Raw genomic sequence first — 20,040 nt, 5'->3', positions numbered from 1 at the left:
GATGTATCGTCTTACCGTGGAAGACAGCAGCAGAATGTTCAACCATCGTGCTTGCTGTTATTGCTATGATATTCTGTTGCCTTGCCAGAATTCCGTTGCCTTGATCACAGATGGGCAGTCATCTCCTTCTTGCCATATGAACTGTGATGAGAGTCATGACCGTCGCGCAGAAATAAACAGATACCTCGTCGCCATGGTTGAAAAAAAGCCCTTGCACTACCATTTCCTGAGTAGCGCTCGCCAGTAATGGGTAATGGCGTGTTCAAGTATAAAGTACTATGCCAGACCAACTGGTCGTATCTTCATACCTGATCGTGATAATAGCGCGGGGTAAGTAATGCCGCCTCGCGGTGTTGAGTAATTTTTTATATCAATGGGTTAAAATTAACCTCAGGAGTTTTTGGTGCGCTGGTTACCACTTTTGTTGATTTTTTTGTTTGTTTACATCGAAGTCTCCATTTTCATTCGGGTGGCCGACGTGTTGGGTGTTGCGGTCACTCTGCTACTGGTAGTGATGACATCCTGCGTTGGGATCTCCATGGTGCGTAACCAGGGAATGAAGAACATCATGCTGATGCAACAACGCTTGCAGGCAGGGGAAAGCCCGGCTGCGGAACTGGTCAAAAGCGTTTCGTTGATACTGGCTGGTTTCCTGCTGGTCGTGCCGGGTTTTTTCACCGATTTCCTCGGATTACTGCTGTTGTTGCCGCCGGTACAAAAGCATTTGACGCTCAAGCTGATGCCGCATTTGCAAATCTGGCGTGGCCGCTCAGGGCCGGGTAACCATGGTGGACAAGGCAATGTGTTTGAAGGCGAATTTCAACGCAAGGATAACCAGGATCAACTGGATAAACCCGTTAATGACCACCGCGACGGCAACCCACCGAATGATTCTTCGCATCGCTAAGTTCGTTTTTTGACGTGAGTGAATCGGCGTTCAGCGAGCCTGCAGACAAGGTTTCACAGAAAAATTTCGCTTAACGCAAAAAAAATTTTTTTCCTCCCTTGAAGCGCTGTGAAACGTCCCCATTTAGTTCACCACAAGGCCGGATGTGAGGGTACACCCGGTGTTTAACCTAAGCTGATATGGACTTTCTCAAAGGAGAGCTATCAATGAAAATTCGTCCATTGCATGACCGCGTAATCGTCAAGCGCAAAGAAGTTGAGTCAAAATCTGCTGGCGGCATCGTTCTGACCGGTTCTGCAGCGGGTAAATCCACCCGTGGTGAAGTCCTGGCTGTTGGCCATGGTCGCATCCTGGAAAACGGTGAAGTGAAACCGCTGGACGTGAAAGTAGGCGATATCGTCATTTTCAATGATGGCTATGGCGTGAAGACGGAGAAGATCGACAACGAAGAGGTGTTGATCATGTCTGAAAGCGACATTCTGGCGATTGTTGAAGCCTAATCTTACGTAATCATCTGTGAACTGAACGAAACGAATTCAAGGGAAACTACCAATGGCAGCTAAAGACGTAAAATTCGGTAATGACGCTCGGGTAAAAATGTTGCGTGGCGTTAATGTGCTGGCTGATGCAGTAAAAGTTACACTGGGCCCGAAAGGCCGTAACGTAGTGCTGGATAAATCCTTCGGCTCCCCGACCATCACCAAAGACGGCGTGTCCGTTGCGCGTGAAATTGAACTGGAAGACAAGTTCGAGAACATGGGCGCTCAGATGGTGAAAGAAGTTGCCTCTAAAGCCAATGATGCAGCAGGCGACGGCACCACCACGGCGACAGTACTGGCTCAGGCTATTGTTAACGAAGGTCTGAAAGCCGTTGCTGCGGGCATGAACCCGATGGATCTGAAACGCGGTATCGATAAAGCGGTTATCGCTGCTGTAGAAGAACTGAAAAAACTGTCCGTTCCTTGCGCTGATACCAAAGCTATCGCTCAGGTAGGTACCATCTCCGCCAACTCCGACGAAACCGTGGGCAAGCTTATCGCTGAAGCCATGGAAAAAGTAGGTAAAGAAGGCGTGATCACCGTGGAAGAAGGCTCCGGTCTGCAAGACGAGCTGGACGTGGTTGAAGGTATGCAGTTTGATCGCGGCTACCTGTCTCCGTACTTCATCAACAAACCGGAAACCGGTTCTGTTGAACTGGAAAGTCCGTTCATCCTGCTGGCTGACAAGAAAATCTCCAACATCCGCGAAATGCTGCCGGTGCTGGAAGCTGTTGCCAAAGCTGGCAAACCGCTGCTGATCATCGCTGAAGACGTAGAAGGCGAAGCGCTGGCAACGCTGGTGGTTAACACCATGCGCGGTATCGTGAAAGTCGCTGCTGTCAAAGCTCCGGGCTTCGGTGATCGTCGTAAAGCTATGCTGCAGGACATCGCTACTCTGACTTCTGGTACTGTGATTTCTGAAGAAATCGGTCTGGAGCTGGAAAAAGCCACTCTGGAAGATCTGGGTCAGGCCAAACGTGTGGTTATCAACAAAGACACCACCACTATCATTGATGGCGTGGGCGACGAAGCGGCAATTCAGGGCCGTGTGACTCAGATTCGTCAGCAGATTGAAGAGGCGACTTCCGACTATGATCGTGAAAAACTGCAAGAGCGCGTAGCTAAACTGGCTGGTGGTGTTGCGGTTATCAAAGTTGGCGCAGCCACTGAAGTCGAAATGAAAGAGAAGAAAGCCCGCGTTGAAGATGCGCTGCACGCGACCCGTGCTGCCGTTGAAGAAGGCGTGGTTGCCGGTGGTGGCGTGGCGCTGGTGCGCGTAGCGGCGTCTATCAGCAAACTGACTGGCGACAACGAAGATCAGAACGTAGGTATCCGTGTTGCACTGCGCTCTATGGAAGCACCGTTGCGTCAGATCGTATCTAACGCGGGTGAAGAGCCGTCTGTGGTTGCTAACAACGTGAAAGCCGGTGAAGGTAACTACGGTTACAACGCTGCGACTGAGCAGTATGGCAACATGATCGACATGGGTATTCTGGACCCGACCAAGGTAACCCGTTCTGCTCTGCAGTACGCGGCTTCTGTGGCTGGCCTGATGATTACCACCGAATGTATGGTCACCGAACTGCCGAAAGGCGACGCGCCTGATTTAGGTGCTGCCGGCGGTATGGGCGGAATGGGTGGTATGGGCGGTATGATGTAATCTGCCACGTAACTGCAGCGATATTCTCGCTGTGGTGCCTGTCACACGAAAAAACTACCCGGCCAACGCCGGGTAGTTTTTTTTAATGGCCGTAAGCCAACCTGGATGTTCCTTGTAATGGTAATGCACGTTCTGTGCGAACGTACATCATGTGCGTGACGCCCCACTGGTTTGCAACAAAATGTGAGATGAGCGGGTATGTTGTTTGAAATTCATGCAAATCGTTAACGTACGGTTCGAAGCCGGTTATCAGCGTGCAATTCTTCGCTAGAATAAGCATCTGCGCTACAATTAGCAGCGTATTTTATTTATTAAACACCAGGTGGAATGGGATAAATGTCTGATGAGGCGTTGGCTAGCCTGCACTCGGTTGAGTGGTGCGCGCCCGAAGATTTACCTGCGTCCGTGGCGGATTGGTTGGTTTACCGCGATTCGATGACGCGCCGTCTGGAACGGTATTGTATGCGATTGACCGTGCAGGTCGGCAAAGAGCAGTTTGTGTCGTCGCTGGATATGGCTGGTGAGCCGGAGTTGTTGCCGCTGAGTGAGCGCTATTGGCTACGTGAGGTAACGCTGTTAGGTGACGGCAATCCCTGGTTATTTGGTCGCACGGTAATACCGGAGCAGACGCTGGAAGAGGCTGATATTGACCTGACGCAGGTCGGTAATACGCCTCTGGGGCGTTATTTGTATTTACAAGGGCCACCGCCGCGCGATGTCATTCAAACTGGTCGATGCGGATCATTGTGGGTGCGGCGTTCACGTGTGCTTTTGTCGGGCAATCCGTTGCTGATCACCGAGCTATTTTTGCCGGATGCCCCCGTTTATTTCCCCGACGCCCATCAGGGCTGAGTGCAGAAGGAGAATCAGGCGTTGGAACGATTGTTAACGTCAGGACGCTGGGGCGCGTATTTCCGTTTGATGCGTATCAATAAGCCGATTGGCACCCTACTGCTGTTATGGCCGACACTGTGGGCGCTGTGGTTGGCAGGGCGTGGAACGCCGGCTCCTTGGACGCTGTTGGTGTTTGTCGCCGGGGTGTTCCTGATGCGTGCGGCAGGGTGTGTGATTAATGATTACGCCGACCGCCATTTTGACGGGCATGTTAAACGTACTGCGGCACGCCCGTTGCCTGCCGGATTAGTGAGCGAACAATCTGCCAAGGTACTGTTTGTCATACTGGTGTTGCTGGCGTTTGGCCTGGTGCTGACCATGAACCCGTTGACTATCTGGCTATCGGTTGCTGCACTGGCATTGGCCTGGGTATACCCGTTTATGAAGCGAGTCAGTCATCTGCCGCAACTGGTGCTGGGTGCGGCGTTTGGCTGGTCTATCCCGATGGCTTACGCCGCTGTGAGCGAGTCGTTACCTGCTACCTGCTGGCTCATGTTTTTTGCCTATATCTGCTGGACTGTGGCCTATGACACCGAATACGCGATGGTTGACCGCGATGACGACCTCAAGGTCGGGATAAAATCTACTGCTATCTTGTTTGGTCGTTATGACACCTTGATTATTGGCCTGCTACAACTGATGACGCTGGTGGCGATGCTGGCGCTGGGTCGGATGATGGGGTTGGGACAGATTTTCTACTGGTCAGTGCTGGTGGCAGCGGTGTTGTTCGCTTATCAGCAGAAACTGATTGCCCGGCGTGAGCGCGAAGAGTGTTTTCGGGCGTTCCTCAATAACAATTATGTTGGCATGGTGCTGTTTTTCGGCATTCTGTTTGGTCTGTAATAACAGCCCTGCGGCGTCTCCGCAGGGCTTACTGTTACTCAGCGTCTTCCTTTTCTACCAGACTAACGACGGGTTCGTTGCCGCTGTCGCTGCTCTCTTGTGCCAGACTGGCGCTTTCAATCGTCAGCTTCACTTCCGGGGTAAGTAGTTCGCCCAGAATGTTATACATCGCCTGGACGTGCTCCAACACCGCTTCACCACTGTCACCGACATACCCTTCGTTACGCAACGTGTTGACCAGCGTAGAGAACACCGCTTTATCGAAAAATTCTGGCGCGTTGATGCCATGCAACACTGAGAGGCGTTGAGCCATGCTGCGGCTTTCTTTCTCCAGCGCTCCCCGGCTTATCGTGGGGTTGGCGTTCAGCAATGCCAGAGTAATAGCATAACGCTGTAGTGTTTCGCGGACACCCGCAGCCAGCAATTGCAGCGTACGGATACGTGCGGGGTGTAACTCCAGCACGTCATCCTTGCTCAAAATGAGTTGCTGACGCGCCAGTTCCGCAACTAATTTGTCCAGCACGTCAGCCAGTTCAGCTTTTTCGTAATGCAGGAACAATTCAGCCTGCAGCAGTGGGTAAATCAGTGTGATTTGACGTAACAGTTCCGCCGTGGTGATGCGACGGCAATACATCACAATACTGGCAACCAGCGACGGCAGCACCAGCATATGATGGATGTTATTGCGGTAGTACGTCATCAGTACTGCCTGCTCGCGCGGCAGGACGATAATATCGCCGACGTTGTCTTTCTCTACCTCGAACTTGTCCATGCTTAGTGCATGATCCAACAGCTCGGCAGCGGTTTTGTTCGGTACCGTGATATCGTTGCTGTAAGGAACGTTACGTAGTAGTTGCAGATAGCACTCCAGTTGTTCTTCCATCTGCTCGCGTGTTAGCGCTCGCTGACGTGAGGCCAGCAACGCGGTACAGCACAGGTTCATGGCGTTGGCCGCTGCTGCGTTATTGATACGCACCATGATGTCGTCGGCGATATCCTGTACGGTAGGTGTCAGCCAGGCTGGGCGCTGCGGGTCGATAGGGTCGATAGCGTCACGCCATTGCGGTACATGGTTGTTGAGGTAGGTGGTTAGCGACAGCGGTTCACCGACATTAACGTACCCCTGACCAAGATTGCGTAATTTACGCAGCCCCCGCATCATCTGCAGGAAGCCCTCTTTCTCTTTCGTGGCACCGCGCAACTCTTTAGCGTAGGTTCCCACTTCCATCACATGCTCATAACCGATGTAAATCGGCACCAATGTGATAGGTCGGGGACCGCCGCGCAACATTGCCTGGATGGTCATCGACAGCGTGCCGGTTTTGGGTTCCAGTAAACGACCCGTGCGGGAGCGGCCACCTTCGACAAAGTATTCCACCGAATAGCCGCGGGTAAACAACTCGCCCAGATACTCGCGGAACAGCGTGGAGTAGAGCTTGTTTCCTTTGAAGGTGCGTCGGATGAAAAATGCGCCCAGACGACGGAAAACCGGGCCTGCTGGCCAGAAGTTAAGGTTAATGCCGGCAGCGATATGCGGTGGCACCAGCCCTTGATGGTAGAGCACGTAGGAGAGCAGCAGATAATCCATGTGGCTGCGGTGACAGGGAACATAGACGATTTCATGCCCATCCTGCGCCAGTTGGCGCACCCGCTCGGCATTGTGCACGTTGATGCCCTGATACAGACGGTTCCAGGTCCAGCTCAGCACCCGGTCAGAGAGTCTGACGGCTTCATAAGAGAAGTCGGCGGCAATTTCTTCCAGCAGGGTAATGGCATTTTGCTGGGCCTTGTCATGGGAAATCTTCTTGACCCGTGCTTCATCATCAATCGCCTTGGCGATAGCATGGGAGGACAACAACTTATTGAACAATTCCTGACGGACCGGCAAACGCGGACCAACAGTTGCCAGCCGCAGACGTGAGAAGTGCATACGGGCTACGCGCGCCAGCTTATGGGCGATAGTCTTGTCGGTGCCGTGCTCAGTTGCCATATAACGCAGCGATACGGGGACGGAGAAGCGCACAAAACTGTCGCGCCCCAGCCATAAAACGGCGAAGAATTTCTCGATGCCGTTCAACAGGCGCAGGTGTGGGGTGTCCTGACTTTGTCCCTCACGGCCTGGTGAACGACCGAACATGACCGAAACCGGCACCATCTGTATGTCGAGTTCCGGATTGTTACGGTGCAGATCCAGATAGTCGTGGAACAATTTTATCGACTGCTGTTTGGGTACGTAGTAACGAAACAGGCGTGGGCCATCGTTGACGAACACGTGGCTCGGCAGGGTTTTCCCATCGATCTGTAGCGGTTGCAATGGGTCCGGCAGACTTAGCTCCAGACATTTGGTGCGCAGAGTCAGCAAATCTGCCTTGGAGTTGTAGGGCAGGACATAGAAAATTGGCCGCGTCGGATCCAGTCGTTGCTCATTAACGGGGTCCTGTGGAATAACCTTACTTCTTACCAGTAATTTTAGCGGGAAATTCAGTAGTTTATAGTAAATTATACGCCAACCTGACATAACAACCAGAAGCCTCTTGTTAGCAATTCGGGCCAAGGATACCAGAAACCAAACAGGATATCTGTGGTGATGAAACCAGGGGGGCGCGTTAAAATCATGACCAATCACAAATTAAAGGCGGAGTACGCATGAACAAAGCAACCGGAATGACCCGAATTATCAAAGCGACGGGTTATTCGCTGCAAGGGTTGAAACAGGCATGGCGGCATGAAGCGGCGTTTCGCCAGGAAGTATTGCTTACGCTTGTCGCGGTAATGATTGCCTGCTGGCTACCGGTTTCCATGGTTGAGCGGTTGCTATTAATCGGTTCTGTCGTGCTGATCGTGCTGTTTGAACTGGTCAATAGCGCTATTGAAGCCGTAGTGGACCGGGTTGGGATGGATTACCACGAGTTATCTGGTCGGGCTAAAGATATTGGTTCGGCGGCAGTATTCGTTGCCTGTTTGTTGGCCGCGGTGGTATGGGGAGCGATACTGTGGAACCGTTTTGCGTGACGATTTGCATAATCACAGAAAAATCCGTGCAATCGTGATATCGCGGTTCCCATCGGCACTTTCCCTGTATATACTCACAGCGAGACTGTATAAACAAACAGGGGGCGGAATGAAAGCGCTAACTACCAGACAACAGCAGGTTTATGATCTGATTCGCGATCATATTTCACAAACCGGTATGCCGCCCACCAGGGCCGAAATTGCCAGTCAACTTGGCTTTCGCTCGCCAAATGCAGCTGAAGAGCACCTCAAGGCGCTGGCGCGTAAAGGCGTCATTGAAATCGTCACCGGTGCTTCGCGCGGTATTCGTCTGCTGATGGAAGAAGAAGATCAGGGACTGCCGTTAATTGGCCGTGTTGCCGCAGGTGAGCCGTTGCTGGCACAGCAGCATATTGAATGTCACTATCAGGTAGACCCGGCGATGTTTAAGCCCAGCGCTGATTTTTTGCTGCGGGTAAGTGGTATGTCGATGAAAGACATCGGTATTCTGGACGGCGATTTACTGGCGGTGCATAAAACGCAGGATGTACGTAACGGTCAGGTCGTGGTGGCGCGTATTGAAGATGACGTGACGGTCAAACGGCTGAAAAAACAAGGTAATATTGTGCAACTGCTGGCAGAAAATAAGGATTTCGCGCCAATCGTTGTCGATTTGCGTGAACAGAGTTTCTCCATTGAAGGTTTGGCGGTCGGTGTGATCCGCAACAGTGACTGGAGCTGATGCCCTTGTTTCAGCTCGCCTTATCGTGGGTGGTGATGACAACCGCCCATTGAGGTAGCTTGTCTGGATGAACGCCTGTATTTGCCGGTTGCGTTACAACGTGGTTGATCACCGAAGTGGGATGCAGACAAGCGTGTTTAGGAAGATTAATGTATTCCGGAAGAATGGTGTGAAGTAATGCTCCACACTCGGCAGGCATTTTCCATCATTTAACGTTTTTCACATTTAACGTTTTTTCACCATGATGCTGTGATCATGATTACAGCTGTCCCGATGCTCGCAAGACTCCACTTTCAGGCATTCGCCACACAAGCCGTGAGCTTCCACCACACTGTGGCGTAGGGCAAAGCCCGCCTGCTTCGCCAACTGGTGCAGGGTTTCCTCAATACCTTCTGTCTGGCGTTCTGTCACTTGCCCACAACGATCACAAATAAATAGCGCCGACGTATGACTATGCTCTTCGAAATGATGGCACAGCACATAACTATTGGTGGACTCTACTTTGTGGATAAAGCCTTGTTCCAGAAGAAAATCCAGTGCGCGATAAACAGTAGGCGGTTTAGCCTGGGGTTCGGAAACACGGAGCAGATCCAGCAGATCATACGCGCTGATAGCACCAGGTTGCTGGGCCATCAATCGCAATACCTCTTGACGCTGAGGAGTCAGACGCACGTTGCGTTGCTGGCAAAGCTGTTCAGCCTGGGCAACAAGTTTGTCCGGATTGGTTGAGTCCATTGCAGTAACCCTGAAGCGAGTGTGAAATTATGGCGGCATCTTACCATGACTGGACAAAAACGCCGAGACGGCGGCTTCAAGGTTGTTCTGAACTCCCTCAGCCAATAAGACATGGTGCCAGCAATGGTTCAGGGAAGGCGTTTTTTAGTTGCGTTTAACATTATTGCAGGTGCAACTAAGCCACCAGATCGATCAGTAATGCGCGTGTGGCGGTTTCTGCCCGGAAAGTGAGGCGGTTTTCCTGCTGGACAAACGCGCCGTCGCCGCAGTGCAACACGTTGGGTGCGGCGCTAATATTGCCATTGATGCTGAGGATACCGTGGATCGATTGCAGATAGGCGCGGTTACCATTCAGTGTCAGGCTATGTTGCTCACCTGCCGCCAGATTCAGATGATGTATCCAGACCTGTTGGCGCAGATGGAGGGCATTAGCTGATTCATCCGGTGATGCCAGTAATTGATAAGGACGCTGTGCTTCTAGCGTGAGTCGTTGCAGACACTGGTTCTCCCGCGTTGGACAGGCATCCAGCCATAGCTGCAACCGGGTTAGTGGCGTGTCGTTGCCAACATTATGTTCGCTGTAGCTGACAGTAGGCTGGGTGGCGAGCAGCAGCGCTTCGCCTGCTTTGGCGCGCGTATGGTTACCGTTGCTGTCGCGGTATTCCGCTTCGCCCTGCAATAAAATGTTCAGAATATCGACGCGCGGGTAGGTTCGCGGCTGAAAAGAGGCACCTGGCGCCAGTACTTCCTGATTGAGAACCCGTAGTGAAGCAAACCCCAGTAATTCAGGATCAAAGTAATGACCAAAAGAAAAGGTGTAACGTGCCTGCAACCAGCCATAGTCAGCCTGGCCGCATTGTTCTGCTGCTCTGCTAATGATCATGGCATTTGACCCTGATAATTATTAATAAAATGATAGTAATTGTCTGGACGATGGATTGTTAGCCAGTTAATCTGGTTAGTATATTCAAAAATCCTGAATGAGTGAGAGAATGGCAAAAGAACGGGCATTAACACTAGAAGCATTAAGGGTTATGGACGCCATTGATCGCCGTGGAAGTTTTGCCGCCGCTGCCGATGAACTGGGGCGTGTGCCTTCAGCCCTGAGCTATACCATGCAGAAATTGGAAGATGAGCTGGATGTGGTGCTGTTTGATCGCTCTGGCCATCGCACTAAATTCACCAACGTCGGGCGGATGCTGCTGGAAAGGGGGCGTATCCTGCTGGAAGCCGCCGACAAGTTGACTACCGATGCTGAAGCGCTCGCACGAGGATGGGAAACCCATTTGACCATCGTCATGGAAGCGCTGGTGCCGACTGAGCGCCTGTTTCCATTGCTGGATAAACTTTCGCTGAAGGCTAACACTCAGGTGTCGTTGCTGACTGAGGTGCTGGCTGGTGCATGGGAGAGGCTTGAGCAGGGCAGGGCAGATATTGTTATCGCACCTGACATGCACTTTCGTTCCTCTTCGGAAATTAATACCCGCAAACTCTATTCAATGAAGAGTGTGTACGTGGCCAGCCCGGATCATCCAATTCATGATGAGCCAGAGCCATTGTCGGAAGTCACGCGCATCAAATATCGCGGTATTGCGATTGCCGATACCGCCCGCGAACGTCCAGTGCTGACGGTTCAGTTACTGGATAAACAGCCGCGCCTGACCGTGAGTTCAATGGATGATAAACGGCGTGCATTGCTGGCGGGGTTGGGGGTGGCGACCATGCCGTATGAGCGGGTGGCGCAGGATATCGCCGAAGGGCGATTGCGGGTCGTGAGTCCGGAAAATACCATCGAAGCCCAAATTATCATGGCATGGCGTCGTGATAGTATGGGTGAAGCTAAAGCGTGGTTTTTACGGGAAATACCACGCATATTCAACGCGCATTGATGATGGCGCAGGCAAAGCATAACGCCGTCGGCTGAATTCCCCACCGACGGCGTTGTCAGGTATAGCCTGGTGAATTGTCTGTACGTTTACTACAGCGCGTTCACTACAGATTTAGTAACGCTTATCCCGGCCATGTGGTGCGGCCAGATCCCCATCCGGGCCTACCGAGATGATGCCGTAAGGATTAATCGTGCCATGGCTACGGTAATAGTGGTGGCGAATATGCTCCAGATTCACCGTGTCGGCTACCCCCGGTAACTGGTAGATTTCACGCAGATAACCATACAGATTGGGGTAATCGCTAATCCGGCGCTGGTCACATTTGAAATGGGTGTGGTAGACCGGATCAAAACGGATCAACGTCGTCCACAAACGGATATCCGCTTCGGTGAGCCGATCTCCAGCCAGATAACGTTGTCGGTCAAGGATCGATTCCAGCCGATTCAGCGCATTAAATACCAGCCTGACTGATTCATCGTAAGCCTGCTGGGTAGTGGCGAAACCGGCTTTATACACGCCGTTATTAACCTGATGGTAAATCCACTCGTTCAGGTCATCGATTTGCCCCTTCAATTCCAACGGATAGTAATCATCAGGTGCGGCACCGCAGCCGTCGAAGGCACTGTTTAACATACGGATGATATCGGCTGATTCATTGCTGACAATCGTGTGCTGCTGTTTGTCCCAGAGTACCGGAACGGTGACGCGTCCGCTGTAATCGGCTTTGGCGTGCTGATAAAGCTGGTATAGAAATTCGTGTTGATAGAGCGTGTCGCCAGTGGCCTGTGGAAAGTCGGTATTAAAGGTCCAGCCGTGGTCCAGCATCAACGGGTGTACTACTGAGACGTCAATGTGTTGTTCCAGTCCTTTGAGTTTTCTCAGTAACAACGTGCGGTGGGCCCATGGGCAGGCCAGCGACACATACAGGTGGTAACGGCCAGCTTGTGCGTTGAAACCGCCAGAGCCTGTTGGGCCGGGTTCGCCATCAGCAGTGACCCAATTGCGGAAAAATGTCTGTGGGCGTTTGAAATGTCCGCCGGATGACTGGGTTTCATACCAGGTATCATGCCATACACCGTCAACCAACAATCCCATAGCCGGGTCCTCCCAGAATGTGACGATGGCAGCCAACAATATACTGTTGACTGCCATAAGATAATCGGGTTGTGTTGCTTAGCTGATTATTATTACCATTTTTTGTTCAGCAGGCGGTCGATGCTGAATGCGCCTGGACCAGTGACGAACAGCAGAACATAACCGCCAGCGATAGACAGGTTTTTCATGAACATCAGCTGGTTAGCGCCTTGGGCGAAATCAGTGTGGAAAATGAATGCCGTCAGCAGGGTAAAGACAGCAGTGATAATAGCGGTAGTACGGGTCAGGAAACCGAACAGTACAGCCAGACCACCACCCAGTTCCAGCAGAATGGTTAACGGCAGCAGCGCCCCTGGAACACCCATCGCTTGCATATACTGCTGGGTCGCGGCGTAAGAGGCTCCCAGTTTGCCATAACCAGCAACAATAAACAGAATTGGCAGCAGGATACGGGCAATCATCAGCAGTACATTCTCAAAATTTTTCATCGATATCTCCAGTGTGTTTGCGGCCGAAGCAATATTCGATAAGGATGCATCCGGCGTTGATTTGTCTAACTGTTCGTGTAACAGATGAAAAGCATACTAGAGGGGGTGGCGTGCAGACGCCAGCGAGTAAAATTGTTGTTTTATGTCAGAAAAATTGATTTTATAGCGTGCAAACAAACGAAAAAACGGGGGCTGATCGGGTTGAAGGGGGAGGCTCCGATGGGGATGGGTTGGTAAACGATGCCCCATTCGGGTCATTGGCATGGCGTCGTTGGTAAGATAGAACGTAGCAGCTTCAGTGCGTTCCAGATACCGGTTACCTTGCGTGTAAACCTGATTAGCCGACGTGGATGGCGTATTCCCAGTATGGCGATGATCGGCGGGATTAACACCAGATAACGACGTATCCGCGTCCATTTCTGCCAGTAGGCATCATACGGGGCAGTGATGTCCAGCCACCGGTTTTTCTCCGCAACCAGATCCAGCCGTTGTTGTTGGATCTGGCGCAGTAGTTGTTTCTTTTCGGCAGCCATATGCCGTCGGCGATTCATTTTGAGTCGTCCTCCAGCAATGAGCGGTCTGCCGCCAGTTCTTTACGGGTGTCTCGTAATAGTGTGGAGCGATGCAGGCGTTGCAGTGTCCATAGCCCGCCGAATAATGCCAATCCAAACAAGGTAACCGTAATCCAGCACAATGCCGTCAGACGTAAGGCGGGATCAAGGCTCCAGATGATAAGCGCAATCAGACTCATCAGGCCAAACGTCGTAAACAACAACGTCAACCCGACCATCAGCAACAACTGAATAAACAGGTTTTTTTCCTGTTCCAGTTCCACCACCATCAGCCTGAGACGGGTTTCCACTATGCCGACCAGAAGGGTGAAAATACGTTGCACAGTAGAAACGGCAGCGCGGCCAGGACCGTGACGTTGCGGTTCTGTCTCCATACGTTAACGGCGCGCCAGCAATAAACCCAACACCACGCCGACGGCGGCACCGATGCCTACCCCGGTCCAGGGATTTTTACGTACGAAATCATCGGCACACTGGGTAGCTTCGCGGGCTTGTGCCGTAATACGTTCGCCGGTGTCATTCAGGCGTTCACGAGACTCTTTGAGCACGGCTTCTGCTTTATCGCGCAGTTTTTCCAGTTCGGCTTTGGATTTATCGCTGGAGGAACGCAGCACTTCTTCCAGCGTATCTCCCAGGGAACGTAGCTCTGCTCGTAGCTGTTCAGTATCAGATTCTTGTGCCATCTGAGTGCTCCTTTATCTGATGAATCATAACGTTGACTATAGTGCGAATTTTCATTGTTGTGGGCGGAATGGCTACAGATAATTCTGATAATCCACGATCTTGAACAGCGGGAAAATTCGAAAAGAGAACGTGCGCAGGCAAAGAATAAGGGTGCAGTTGGCGACAGGTAAACAGCGGCGTTGGCGTCAGCTTTTGACGCACGGCGTGACGCCGTGAGTCTGTTGGGCGATGACAATGGTATATGGCAGCGCGGTACTCAGTATTTCTCTGGCTGCGCTGGTTTGTTCCGGTAAAGAGAGCCGCACAATAATGCTGTCGTTTTCCGGGGTAATGCTCTTGATGGCGATCCCTTTCTCATTAAGTCGTTGGTAGATATAGAAACCATCCGGCAAAGGTACGCCATGACGCAGCGGAGAGATGTGCAACGTCACTTCGTCCGGCAGGTGCCGTGACGACATAGATAACAGCAGCACCAGCGGCAACAGGAACAACAACCGCCGCCGGGCGGAGGGCTTCTTTAGCCCAGGGTAGATCATCAATTAATTCCTTTTGTCACGTGCCATCATGCGCTTTTTACGCCACAACACCAGTAGTGAGCCGACCAGCCCGATGCACAGTAAAACCAGCGGCAGCAGCATCAGACAAGACATCAACAGCTCTTCGTATTTGCGGAATAATGGCGTGTTACCCAGTGCAAAACCGAGAGAAACCAAACTGGTGACCCACAAAAAGCCGCTCATCCAATTGAAGAACTGAAACCGGACATTGTCCAATCCTGACAGCCCGGCAATGGTCGGCAGCAGTGTTCGTACAAAAGCCAGAAAGCGGCCAATCAACAGTGCTGATAGCCCATGACGATGGAACAACTGGTGCGCACGTTGGTGATAGTGTGCAGGAAGATGTGACAACCATCCCTGAACGACCCGTGTATTTCCAAGCCATTTTCCTTGCAGGTAGCTGACCCAACAGCCGAGACCGGCGGCGGTGGTTAACAGCGTGATGGTGAACGGGTAGCTCATGGTGCCTTTGGTGATAAGCACTCCAACCAGAAACAGCAGGCTGTCGCCCGGCAGGAAAGCGGCTGGCAGCAGGCCATTTTCCAGAAATAGAATCAAAAACAGCAGCAGGTAAATCATCCAGACGAGTTTGGGATTGGCCAGGACCTCGAAATCCTGGTGCCAGAGTGCATACAAAAGTTCTTTGATGATATCCATCTGGGTTCCTGTGCTACGGCGTTGGAGAAACTGCGTTGTGCTCCTGAGGCCAGTTAACGGCATTCCTGGCAGGTCAGGTACACAGAGCGGTCATTACTGAACATTAGGTGTGCGCGCTTTCATTTTTAACTTCTTTGCACCTATATCCGTCATGCTTCTTAGCTGGCAGGTGCATTGGCCAATAGCAGGCGCATTGGCCGGAACTGCACGTTTTCGCCAGTGGCTTGCGTGCCGCGCCTACCTTACTTTTTCAGCGTATTTTTCCTGACTGGCAATGGTCTTTACTGTTTTTTGCCCGTCAGGTGGCTCTGTCGGTAATTAAGCGTAAAAAAACTATTCCAACTGTAACAAAAGCGGTGCGGACGAGATAGGAAAATATCACGTTATGAAAACGTATGACGACCTGTTTAGTGGGGAAAGGATGTGATTGCTGTCATATTTTACACTTGCTGACAGAACCCGACGTTGGATGACTTTTTTTGCCCCCGAACTGTGGGGGCAAAGGCAGCGGTTGCACGAGAAGATTCAGGGTTTACTACGGGCGTGATGATCCAGATGGACAACCGGATTTTCGGCAAACATGTAACGATCAACGTTAAATTCGAAATCGTCGGTGGTAGCGCGGAACAGCATCTGTTTCGTATTTTCCAAATGTTGCCACATCGCCAGTTTAGCTGCATAGGAATCTTTACGGATCAAGGCCTTGAGAATCTGGTCGTGGTCTTCGCACCAGCTTTCGATTGACTTATCGTCGATGTGTTCATGCAACTTGCGCCAGTAAGGATTGTGAATGCGCTGGCTCCACATTTTTTCCACGATAGTGGCCATGGCTGAGTTCTGGGTCGCCAGCGCGACCTGCACATGGAATTTTAGATCCCATTGCGAATCGCGGAAGCGGTCTTCCTGACGGGCATTTTCCTGAATCTCCATCAATTGGATAATGTCCTGGCGGGTGACCTGGGTGGCGGCGAACTCCGCGATGTTGCTTTCTATCAATTGGCGCGCCTGCAAAAGTTCAAACGGCCCGGCAGTGAGAAAGTCGGCGTCGCTGCCGTTAGCGGCCAGCAGGTGGCGCTGCTGGTTGGATATGACGTGAATGCCGGAGCCTTTGCGCACTTCCACGTAGCCTTCCACTTCCAGCATGATAATCGCTTCGCGTACCACGGTACGGCTGACATTCATCTCTTCGGAAATATTGCGCTCCGCTGGCAGTTTGTCTCCTACCGGATAAACGCCGTTCTCAATACGTTGTTTCAATTCTGCGGCTAACTGCTGGTAAAGCCGCCTGGATTCTGTCAGTGCCATGATGCCTGCTCTTAAGATAGAGGACGCTCCCTGAGGCAACGTGCGTCGCTGCGTCTATCTCGTGATGAATTCGTTAATGTAGACTGATATGCAGAGTGGATTTGTTATACCACCTATAGCCGGTGGCGACCAACACTCCTGTCACAGTTAGCTGCTGTGGTACATCGAGAGGAAAGGTTCATCCGGTATTCTTATGATACCGGATGAACGATGTGAAGCAGAAATTTGTCTGTTAGTGTTGCTGTGCGGCTTTCAGGCCAGCGTCTTCATTTTTCTCTTCGGAAGCCGGGTTGTTTTTCAGTACCGTCCAGATAACGACAGCGCCCAGCAGGTCAAAGATAGCCAGTACGGCGAACAGCGGACTAAAGCCGATGGTATCGGCCAGCGCGCCGACTACCAGAGCGAACAGCGTGCTGGCGGTCCAGGCGGCCATTCCGGTCAGACCGTTGGCGGTGGCGACTTCATTACGGCCAAATACGTCGGAAGAGAGTGTAATCAGCGCACCAGACAAGGACTGGTGGGCAAATCCGCCGACGCACAGCAAGGCAATGGCGACATATGGGCTGGTGAACAGGCCGATGGTGCCGGGACCAATCATCAACAGTGCGCCCATCGTCACCACCATTTTGCGCGAAACAATCAGGTTCACCTTAAAGTATTTCTGGAACAGCATCGGCAGATAGCCACCGACAATGCAGCCCAGGTCGGCGAACAACATCGGCATCCAGGCGAACATGGCGATTTCTTTCAGGTTAAAGCCATAGACTTTGAACATGAACAGCGGGATCCAGGCGTTGAAGGTTCCCCAGGCCGGCTCAGCGAGGAAACGCGGCAGTGCGATACCCCAGAACTGGCGGTTATGCAGGATCTGCCAGGCGGACATTTTCCTGGCGTTGCCAACCTGATGCTGTGCTTCCTGGCCGCTAAGAATGTAGTCGCGTTCTTCTTCGCTGAGTTTTTTCTGGTCTTTCGGGTGTTTATAGAAATACAACCAGCCGATTGCCCAGATCATGCTCAGGATACCGGTGATCACGAAAGCCATCTGCCAGCTATGTGCCATGATGGCCCAGACGACCAGCGGCGGAGCTAACATGCCGCCAATCGATGAACCAACGTTAAAGTAGCCGACGGCAACCGAGCGTTCTTTCGCCGGGAACCATTCACTACTGGCTTTCAGTCCAGCGGGAATCATTGCCGCTTCCGCCATTCCCACCGCGCCACGCGCTATAGCCAGACCACCCCAACTGTTAGCCAGCGCGGTGGCGGCGCAGAACAGCGCCCATAGGATGGCGAACATGGCGTAACCCACTTTGGTACCCAGCAAATCCAGCACATAACCGGCAACAGGCTGCATGACGGTGTAGCAGGCTGAATAAGCTGCAATGATATAGGAGTATTGCTGGGTACTGATATGGAGCTGTTCCTGCAGTGTGGGCGCCGCTGCAGCAATTGCGTTACGCGTCAGGTAGCCCAGAACGGTGCCGATGGTTACCAGTCCGATCATATACCAGCGTAAGCCTTTGATCTTGCGCATGTTAAATATATCTCCGAGTGTAATTACCAACAGCGGAACCTGTTATCAGTCTGCCGTGGTAGGTGTAGACCACGCCGAAAGTGACGAAGCGTCGGTGCGCCCCGATCAAAACCTGCGGGAGCTGCTGCCTGGCCGGTTGCCCTGCAGCCGGGCATAGCTGGCGGGCGGCGGCGGCTATCCCGCCGCGCGCGTTATTGTTTTCCGGTGGAAATACCGTTTTCCGGTGGGAATACCAACTCTGTTGACGATAGTGAGATTGAATCCCCTCATCAGGCAGCGCTACAATAATTTGTCATACCAATTTAAAGGTTGAGTGATATCACAAATCCATTACTTTGCTGGGGAATAAAATAATACGGCCAATGAGCGGGCTGTTCTGGCGTGGTGAAAGCGTAAAAATGGTATAATTGGAAGTGATTTATGCCATTTTTGCGATCATGACCTCACTAATGGTGTCAGTTATCGCAGATAATTGGTGTGATATCTTTGTGGTTGTGAGCGTATTTGGTTGGCACATGTAGTGTGAGGAAGTGAACATGCCCCAGTTTCTAAGTGAAGATTTTTTGTTGGATACCGAGTTTGCCCGTCGGCTATACCATGAATTTGCAGCAGATCAGCCAATTTTTGATTACCACTGCCATTTGCCGCCTGCGCAGATTGCCGAGAATTATCGTTTTAAAAACCTGTATGACATCTGGTTGAAGGGTGACCATTACAAATGGCGCGCTATGCGCACCAATGGTGTACCGGAGCGTTTTTGTACTGGCGATGCCAGCGACTGGGAGAAGTTCGAAGCCTGGGCTGCCACTGTCCCGCACACCATCGGCAACCCGCTGTATCACTGGACGCACCTGGAACTGCGCCGTCCATTCGGCATCACCGGCACGTTGTTGTCGCCGTCTACCGCTAAAGACATCTGGAATCGCGCCAACGACCTGCTGGAGCGTGATGAGTTTACGGCACGCGGCATCATGCAGCAGATGAACGTAAAAATGGTCGGCACCACCGACGATCCTATCGACGACCTGCTGCATCACAAAGCGGTGGCTGAAGATAAAACCTTCTCCATCAAAGTACTGCCGAGCTGGCGTCCGGATAAAGCCTTCAATATCGAACAGGCGACCTTTAACGACTATATGGCGAAACTCGGTGACGTGTCTGATACCGATATCCGCCGTTTCAGCGACCTGCAGGCGGCGCTGAGCAAGCGTCTGGACCACTTCGCCGCACACGGTTGTAAAGTGTCTGACCATGCGCTGGACGTGGTGCTGTACGCCGAGGCGGATGAAGCCACACTGGATGGCATTCTGGCTCGTCGCCTGTCCGGCGCAACCCTGAGCGAACAGGAAGTGGCGCAGTTCAAAACCGCGGTGCTGGTATGGTTGGGAGCTGAATACGCGCGTCGCGGCTGGGTGCAGCAGTATCACATCGGCGCACTGCGCAACAACAATCTGCGTCAGTTCAACCTGCTGGGGCCGGATGTGGGTTTCGACTCCATCAACGACCGCCCGCTGGCGCAGGAGCTTTCTCGCCTGCTCAGCAAACAGAATGAAGAAAACCTGTTGCCGAAAACCATTCTGTACTGCCTGAACCCGCGCGATAACGAAGTGCTGGGCACCATGATCGGTAACTTCCAGGGTGAGGGTATGCCGGGCAAGATGCAGTTTGGTTCCGGCTGGTGGTTCAACGACCAGAAAGACGGTATGCAGCGCCAGATGACGCAACTGGCGCAGTTGGGTCTGCTGAGCCGCTTCGTCGGTATGTTGACCGACAGCCGCAGTTTCCTGTCTTACACCCGTCATGAATATTTCCGCCGCATTCTGTGCCAGATGATTGGCCGTTGGGTGGAGGATGGCGAAGCGCCGGGCGACCTGCAACTGCTGGGCGAGATGGTGAAAAATATTTGTTTCGATAACGCCAAAAATTATTTCGGTATCGAGTTGTAAGA

21 protein-coding genes are annotated in these 20,040 nt (G+C 52.2%); 9 read left to right on the top strand and 12 right to left on the bottom strand.

Annotated features, from left to right (window positions below):
* Positions 1 to 403: 403 nt before the first annotated feature.
* The 5 genes from Dpoa2040_RS00780 to ubiA all read left to right on the top strand — a co-directional run bounded on the left by Dpoa2040_RS00780 (position 404) and on the right by ubiA (position 4,843).
* A complete protein-coding gene (locus Dpoa2040_RS00780) occupies positions 404 to 907 on the top strand; it encodes an FxsA family protein (RefSeq protein ID WP_042868416.1) in 504 nt (167 codons plus the stop codon).
* A 206-nt stretch (positions 908 to 1,113) separates the two neighbouring features.
* On the top strand, positions 1,114 to 1,407 hold the full coding sequence (locus tag Dpoa2040_RS00775) for a co-chaperone GroES (RefSeq protein ID WP_013316258.1): 294 nt from the start codon (positions 1,114 to 1,116) through the stop codon (positions 1,405 to 1,407).
* Between the two features lie 52 nt (positions 1,408 to 1,459).
* Positions 1,460 to 3,106, top strand: coding sequence for a chaperonin GroEL (gene groL / locus Dpoa2040_RS00770; RefSeq protein ID WP_168639953.1), 1,647 nt, complete (start codon positions 1,460 to 1,462; stop codon positions 3,104 to 3,106).
* Positions 3,107 to 3,442: 336 nt separating this feature from the next.
* Entirely contained in the window at positions 3,443 to 3,958 is a 516-nt protein-coding gene (ubiC, locus tag Dpoa2040_RS00765; protein WP_042868420.1) for a chorismate lyase, read from the top strand.
* A gap of 21 nt (positions 3,959 to 3,979) precedes the next feature.
* Positions 3,980 to 4,843: a 4-hydroxybenzoate octaprenyltransferase gene (ubiA, locus tag Dpoa2040_RS00760; RefSeq protein WP_042873757.1), complete on the top strand. Its 864-nt coding sequence runs from the start codon at positions 3,980 to 3,982 to the stop codon at positions 4,841 to 4,843.
* A 34-nt stretch (positions 4,844 to 4,877) separates the two neighbouring features.
* Here ubiA and plsB read toward each other — a convergent pair whose 3' ends face one another.
* On the bottom strand, positions 4,878 to 7,361 hold the full coding sequence (gene plsB, locus Dpoa2040_RS00755; protein ID WP_168639952.1) for a glycerol-3-phosphate 1-O-acyltransferase PlsB: 2,484 nt from the start codon (positions 7,359 to 7,361) through the stop codon (positions 4,878 to 4,880).
* Positions 7,362 to 7,489: 128 nt separating this feature from the next.
* Between plsB and Dpoa2040_RS00750 the strand changes: the two genes are divergently transcribed.
* Together Dpoa2040_RS00750 and lexA are read left to right on the top strand one after the other, a co-directional pair.
* Entirely contained in the window at positions 7,490 to 7,855 is a 366-nt protein-coding gene (locus tag Dpoa2040_RS00750) for a diacylglycerol kinase (protein WP_146411586.1), read from the top strand.
* A 109-nt stretch (positions 7,856 to 7,964) separates the two neighbouring features.
* Positions 7,965 to 8,576 carry a transcriptional repressor LexA gene (lexA, locus tag Dpoa2040_RS00745; protein WP_042868425.1) on the top strand — a complete coding sequence of 204 codons (612 nt, stop codon included), beginning with the start codon at positions 7,965 to 7,967 and terminating at the stop codon, positions 8,574 to 8,576.
* A gap of 225 nt (positions 8,577 to 8,801) precedes the next feature.
* Here lexA and zur read toward each other — a convergent pair whose 3' ends face one another.
* Both zur and Dpoa2040_RS00735 read right to left on the bottom strand, forming a co-directional pair.
* Complete coding sequence (gene zur, locus Dpoa2040_RS00740) at positions 8,802 to 9,311, bottom strand: zinc uptake transcriptional repressor Zur (protein ID WP_042868427.1); 510 nt, start codon at positions 9,309 to 9,311, stop codon at positions 8,802 to 8,804.
* 175 nt (positions 9,312 to 9,486) lie between these two features.
* Positions 9,487 to 10,194 carry a pirin family protein gene (locus Dpoa2040_RS00735; protein ID WP_168639951.1) on the bottom strand — a complete coding sequence of 236 codons (708 nt, stop codon included), beginning with the start codon at positions 10,192 to 10,194 and terminating at the stop codon, positions 9,487 to 9,489.
* A gap of 109 nt (positions 10,195 to 10,303) precedes the next feature.
* On the opposite strand from Dpoa2040_RS00735, the gene Dpoa2040_RS00730 reads away from it, so the two are divergent.
* Positions 10,304 to 11,200, top strand: coding sequence for a LysR family transcriptional regulator (locus Dpoa2040_RS00730; protein ID WP_042868431.1), 897 nt, complete (start codon positions 10,304 to 10,306; stop codon positions 11,198 to 11,200).
* Positions 11,201 to 11,311: 111 nt separating this feature from the next.
* On the opposite strand, the gene Dpoa2040_RS00725 is transcribed toward Dpoa2040_RS00730, so the two are convergent.
* From Dpoa2040_RS00725 to Dpoa2040_RS00685, 9 genes are all read right to left on the bottom strand, one after another.
* Positions 11,312 to 12,295 carry a glutathione S-transferase family protein gene (locus Dpoa2040_RS00725; RefSeq protein WP_168639968.1) on the bottom strand — a complete coding sequence of 328 codons (984 nt, stop codon included), beginning with the start codon at positions 12,293 to 12,295 and terminating at the stop codon, positions 11,312 to 11,314.
* A gap of 92 nt (positions 12,296 to 12,387) precedes the next feature.
* On the bottom strand, positions 12,388 to 12,783 hold the full coding sequence (locus tag Dpoa2040_RS00720; RefSeq protein WP_168639950.1) for a DoxX family protein: 396 nt from the start codon (positions 12,781 to 12,783) through the stop codon (positions 12,388 to 12,390).
* A gap of 254 nt (positions 12,784 to 13,037) precedes the next feature.
* A complete protein-coding gene (locus Dpoa2040_RS00715) occupies positions 13,038 to 13,334 on the bottom strand; it encodes a YqjK-like family protein (RefSeq protein WP_168639949.1) in 297 nt (98 codons plus the stop codon).
* Entirely contained in the window at positions 13,331 to 13,729 is a 399-nt protein-coding gene (locus tag Dpoa2040_RS00710) for a phage holin family protein (RefSeq protein ID WP_168639948.1), read from the bottom strand. Before Dpoa2040_RS00710 ends, Dpoa2040_RS00715 begins: the two co-directional genes overlap by 4 nt.
* Before the next feature lie 3 nt (positions 13,730 to 13,732).
* Entirely contained in the window at positions 13,733 to 14,038 is a 306-nt protein-coding gene (locus Dpoa2040_RS00705) for a YqjD family protein (protein WP_168639947.1), read from the bottom strand.
* A 186-nt stretch (positions 14,039 to 14,224) separates the two neighbouring features.
* Complete coding sequence (gene mzrA, locus Dpoa2040_RS00700) at positions 14,225 to 14,575, bottom strand: EnvZ/OmpR regulon moderator MzrA (protein WP_168639946.1); 351 nt, start codon at positions 14,573 to 14,575, stop codon at positions 14,225 to 14,227.
* A 3-nt stretch (positions 14,576 to 14,578) separates the two neighbouring features.
* Entirely contained in the window at positions 14,579 to 15,253 is a 675-nt protein-coding gene (locus tag Dpoa2040_RS00695; protein ID WP_042868447.1) for a DedA family protein, read from the bottom strand.
* Positions 15,254 to 15,778: 525 nt separating this feature from the next.
* Positions 15,779 to 16,558, bottom strand: a complete 780-nt coding sequence (gene exuR / locus Dpoa2040_RS00690; RefSeq protein ID WP_042868450.1) for a transcriptional regulator ExuR — start codon at positions 16,556 to 16,558, stop codon at positions 15,779 to 15,781.
* Between the two features lie 232 nt (positions 16,559 to 16,790).
* Complete coding sequence (locus tag Dpoa2040_RS00685; protein WP_042868453.1) at positions 16,791 to 18,092, bottom strand: MFS transporter; 1,302 nt, start codon at positions 18,090 to 18,092, stop codon at positions 16,791 to 16,793.
* Positions 18,093 to 18,628: 536 nt separating this feature from the next.
* Here Dpoa2040_RS00685 and uxaC point away from each other — a divergent pair.
* Complete coding sequence (gene uxaC, locus Dpoa2040_RS00680) at positions 18,629 to 20,038, top strand: glucuronate isomerase (RefSeq protein WP_042868456.1); 1,410 nt, start codon at positions 18,629 to 18,631, stop codon at positions 20,036 to 20,038.
* Positions 20,039 to 20,040 lie beyond the last annotated feature (2 nt).

This window comes from Dickeya sp. CFBP 2040, from assembly GCF_012273755.1.
Classification (GTDB): domain Bacteria; phylum Pseudomonadota; class Gammaproteobacteria; order Enterobacterales; family Enterobacteriaceae; genus Dickeya; species Dickeya poaceiphila.
The sequence above is the reverse complement of the archived record's forward strand: the minus strand, read 5'-3'. Positions and strand labels throughout refer to the sequence as shown.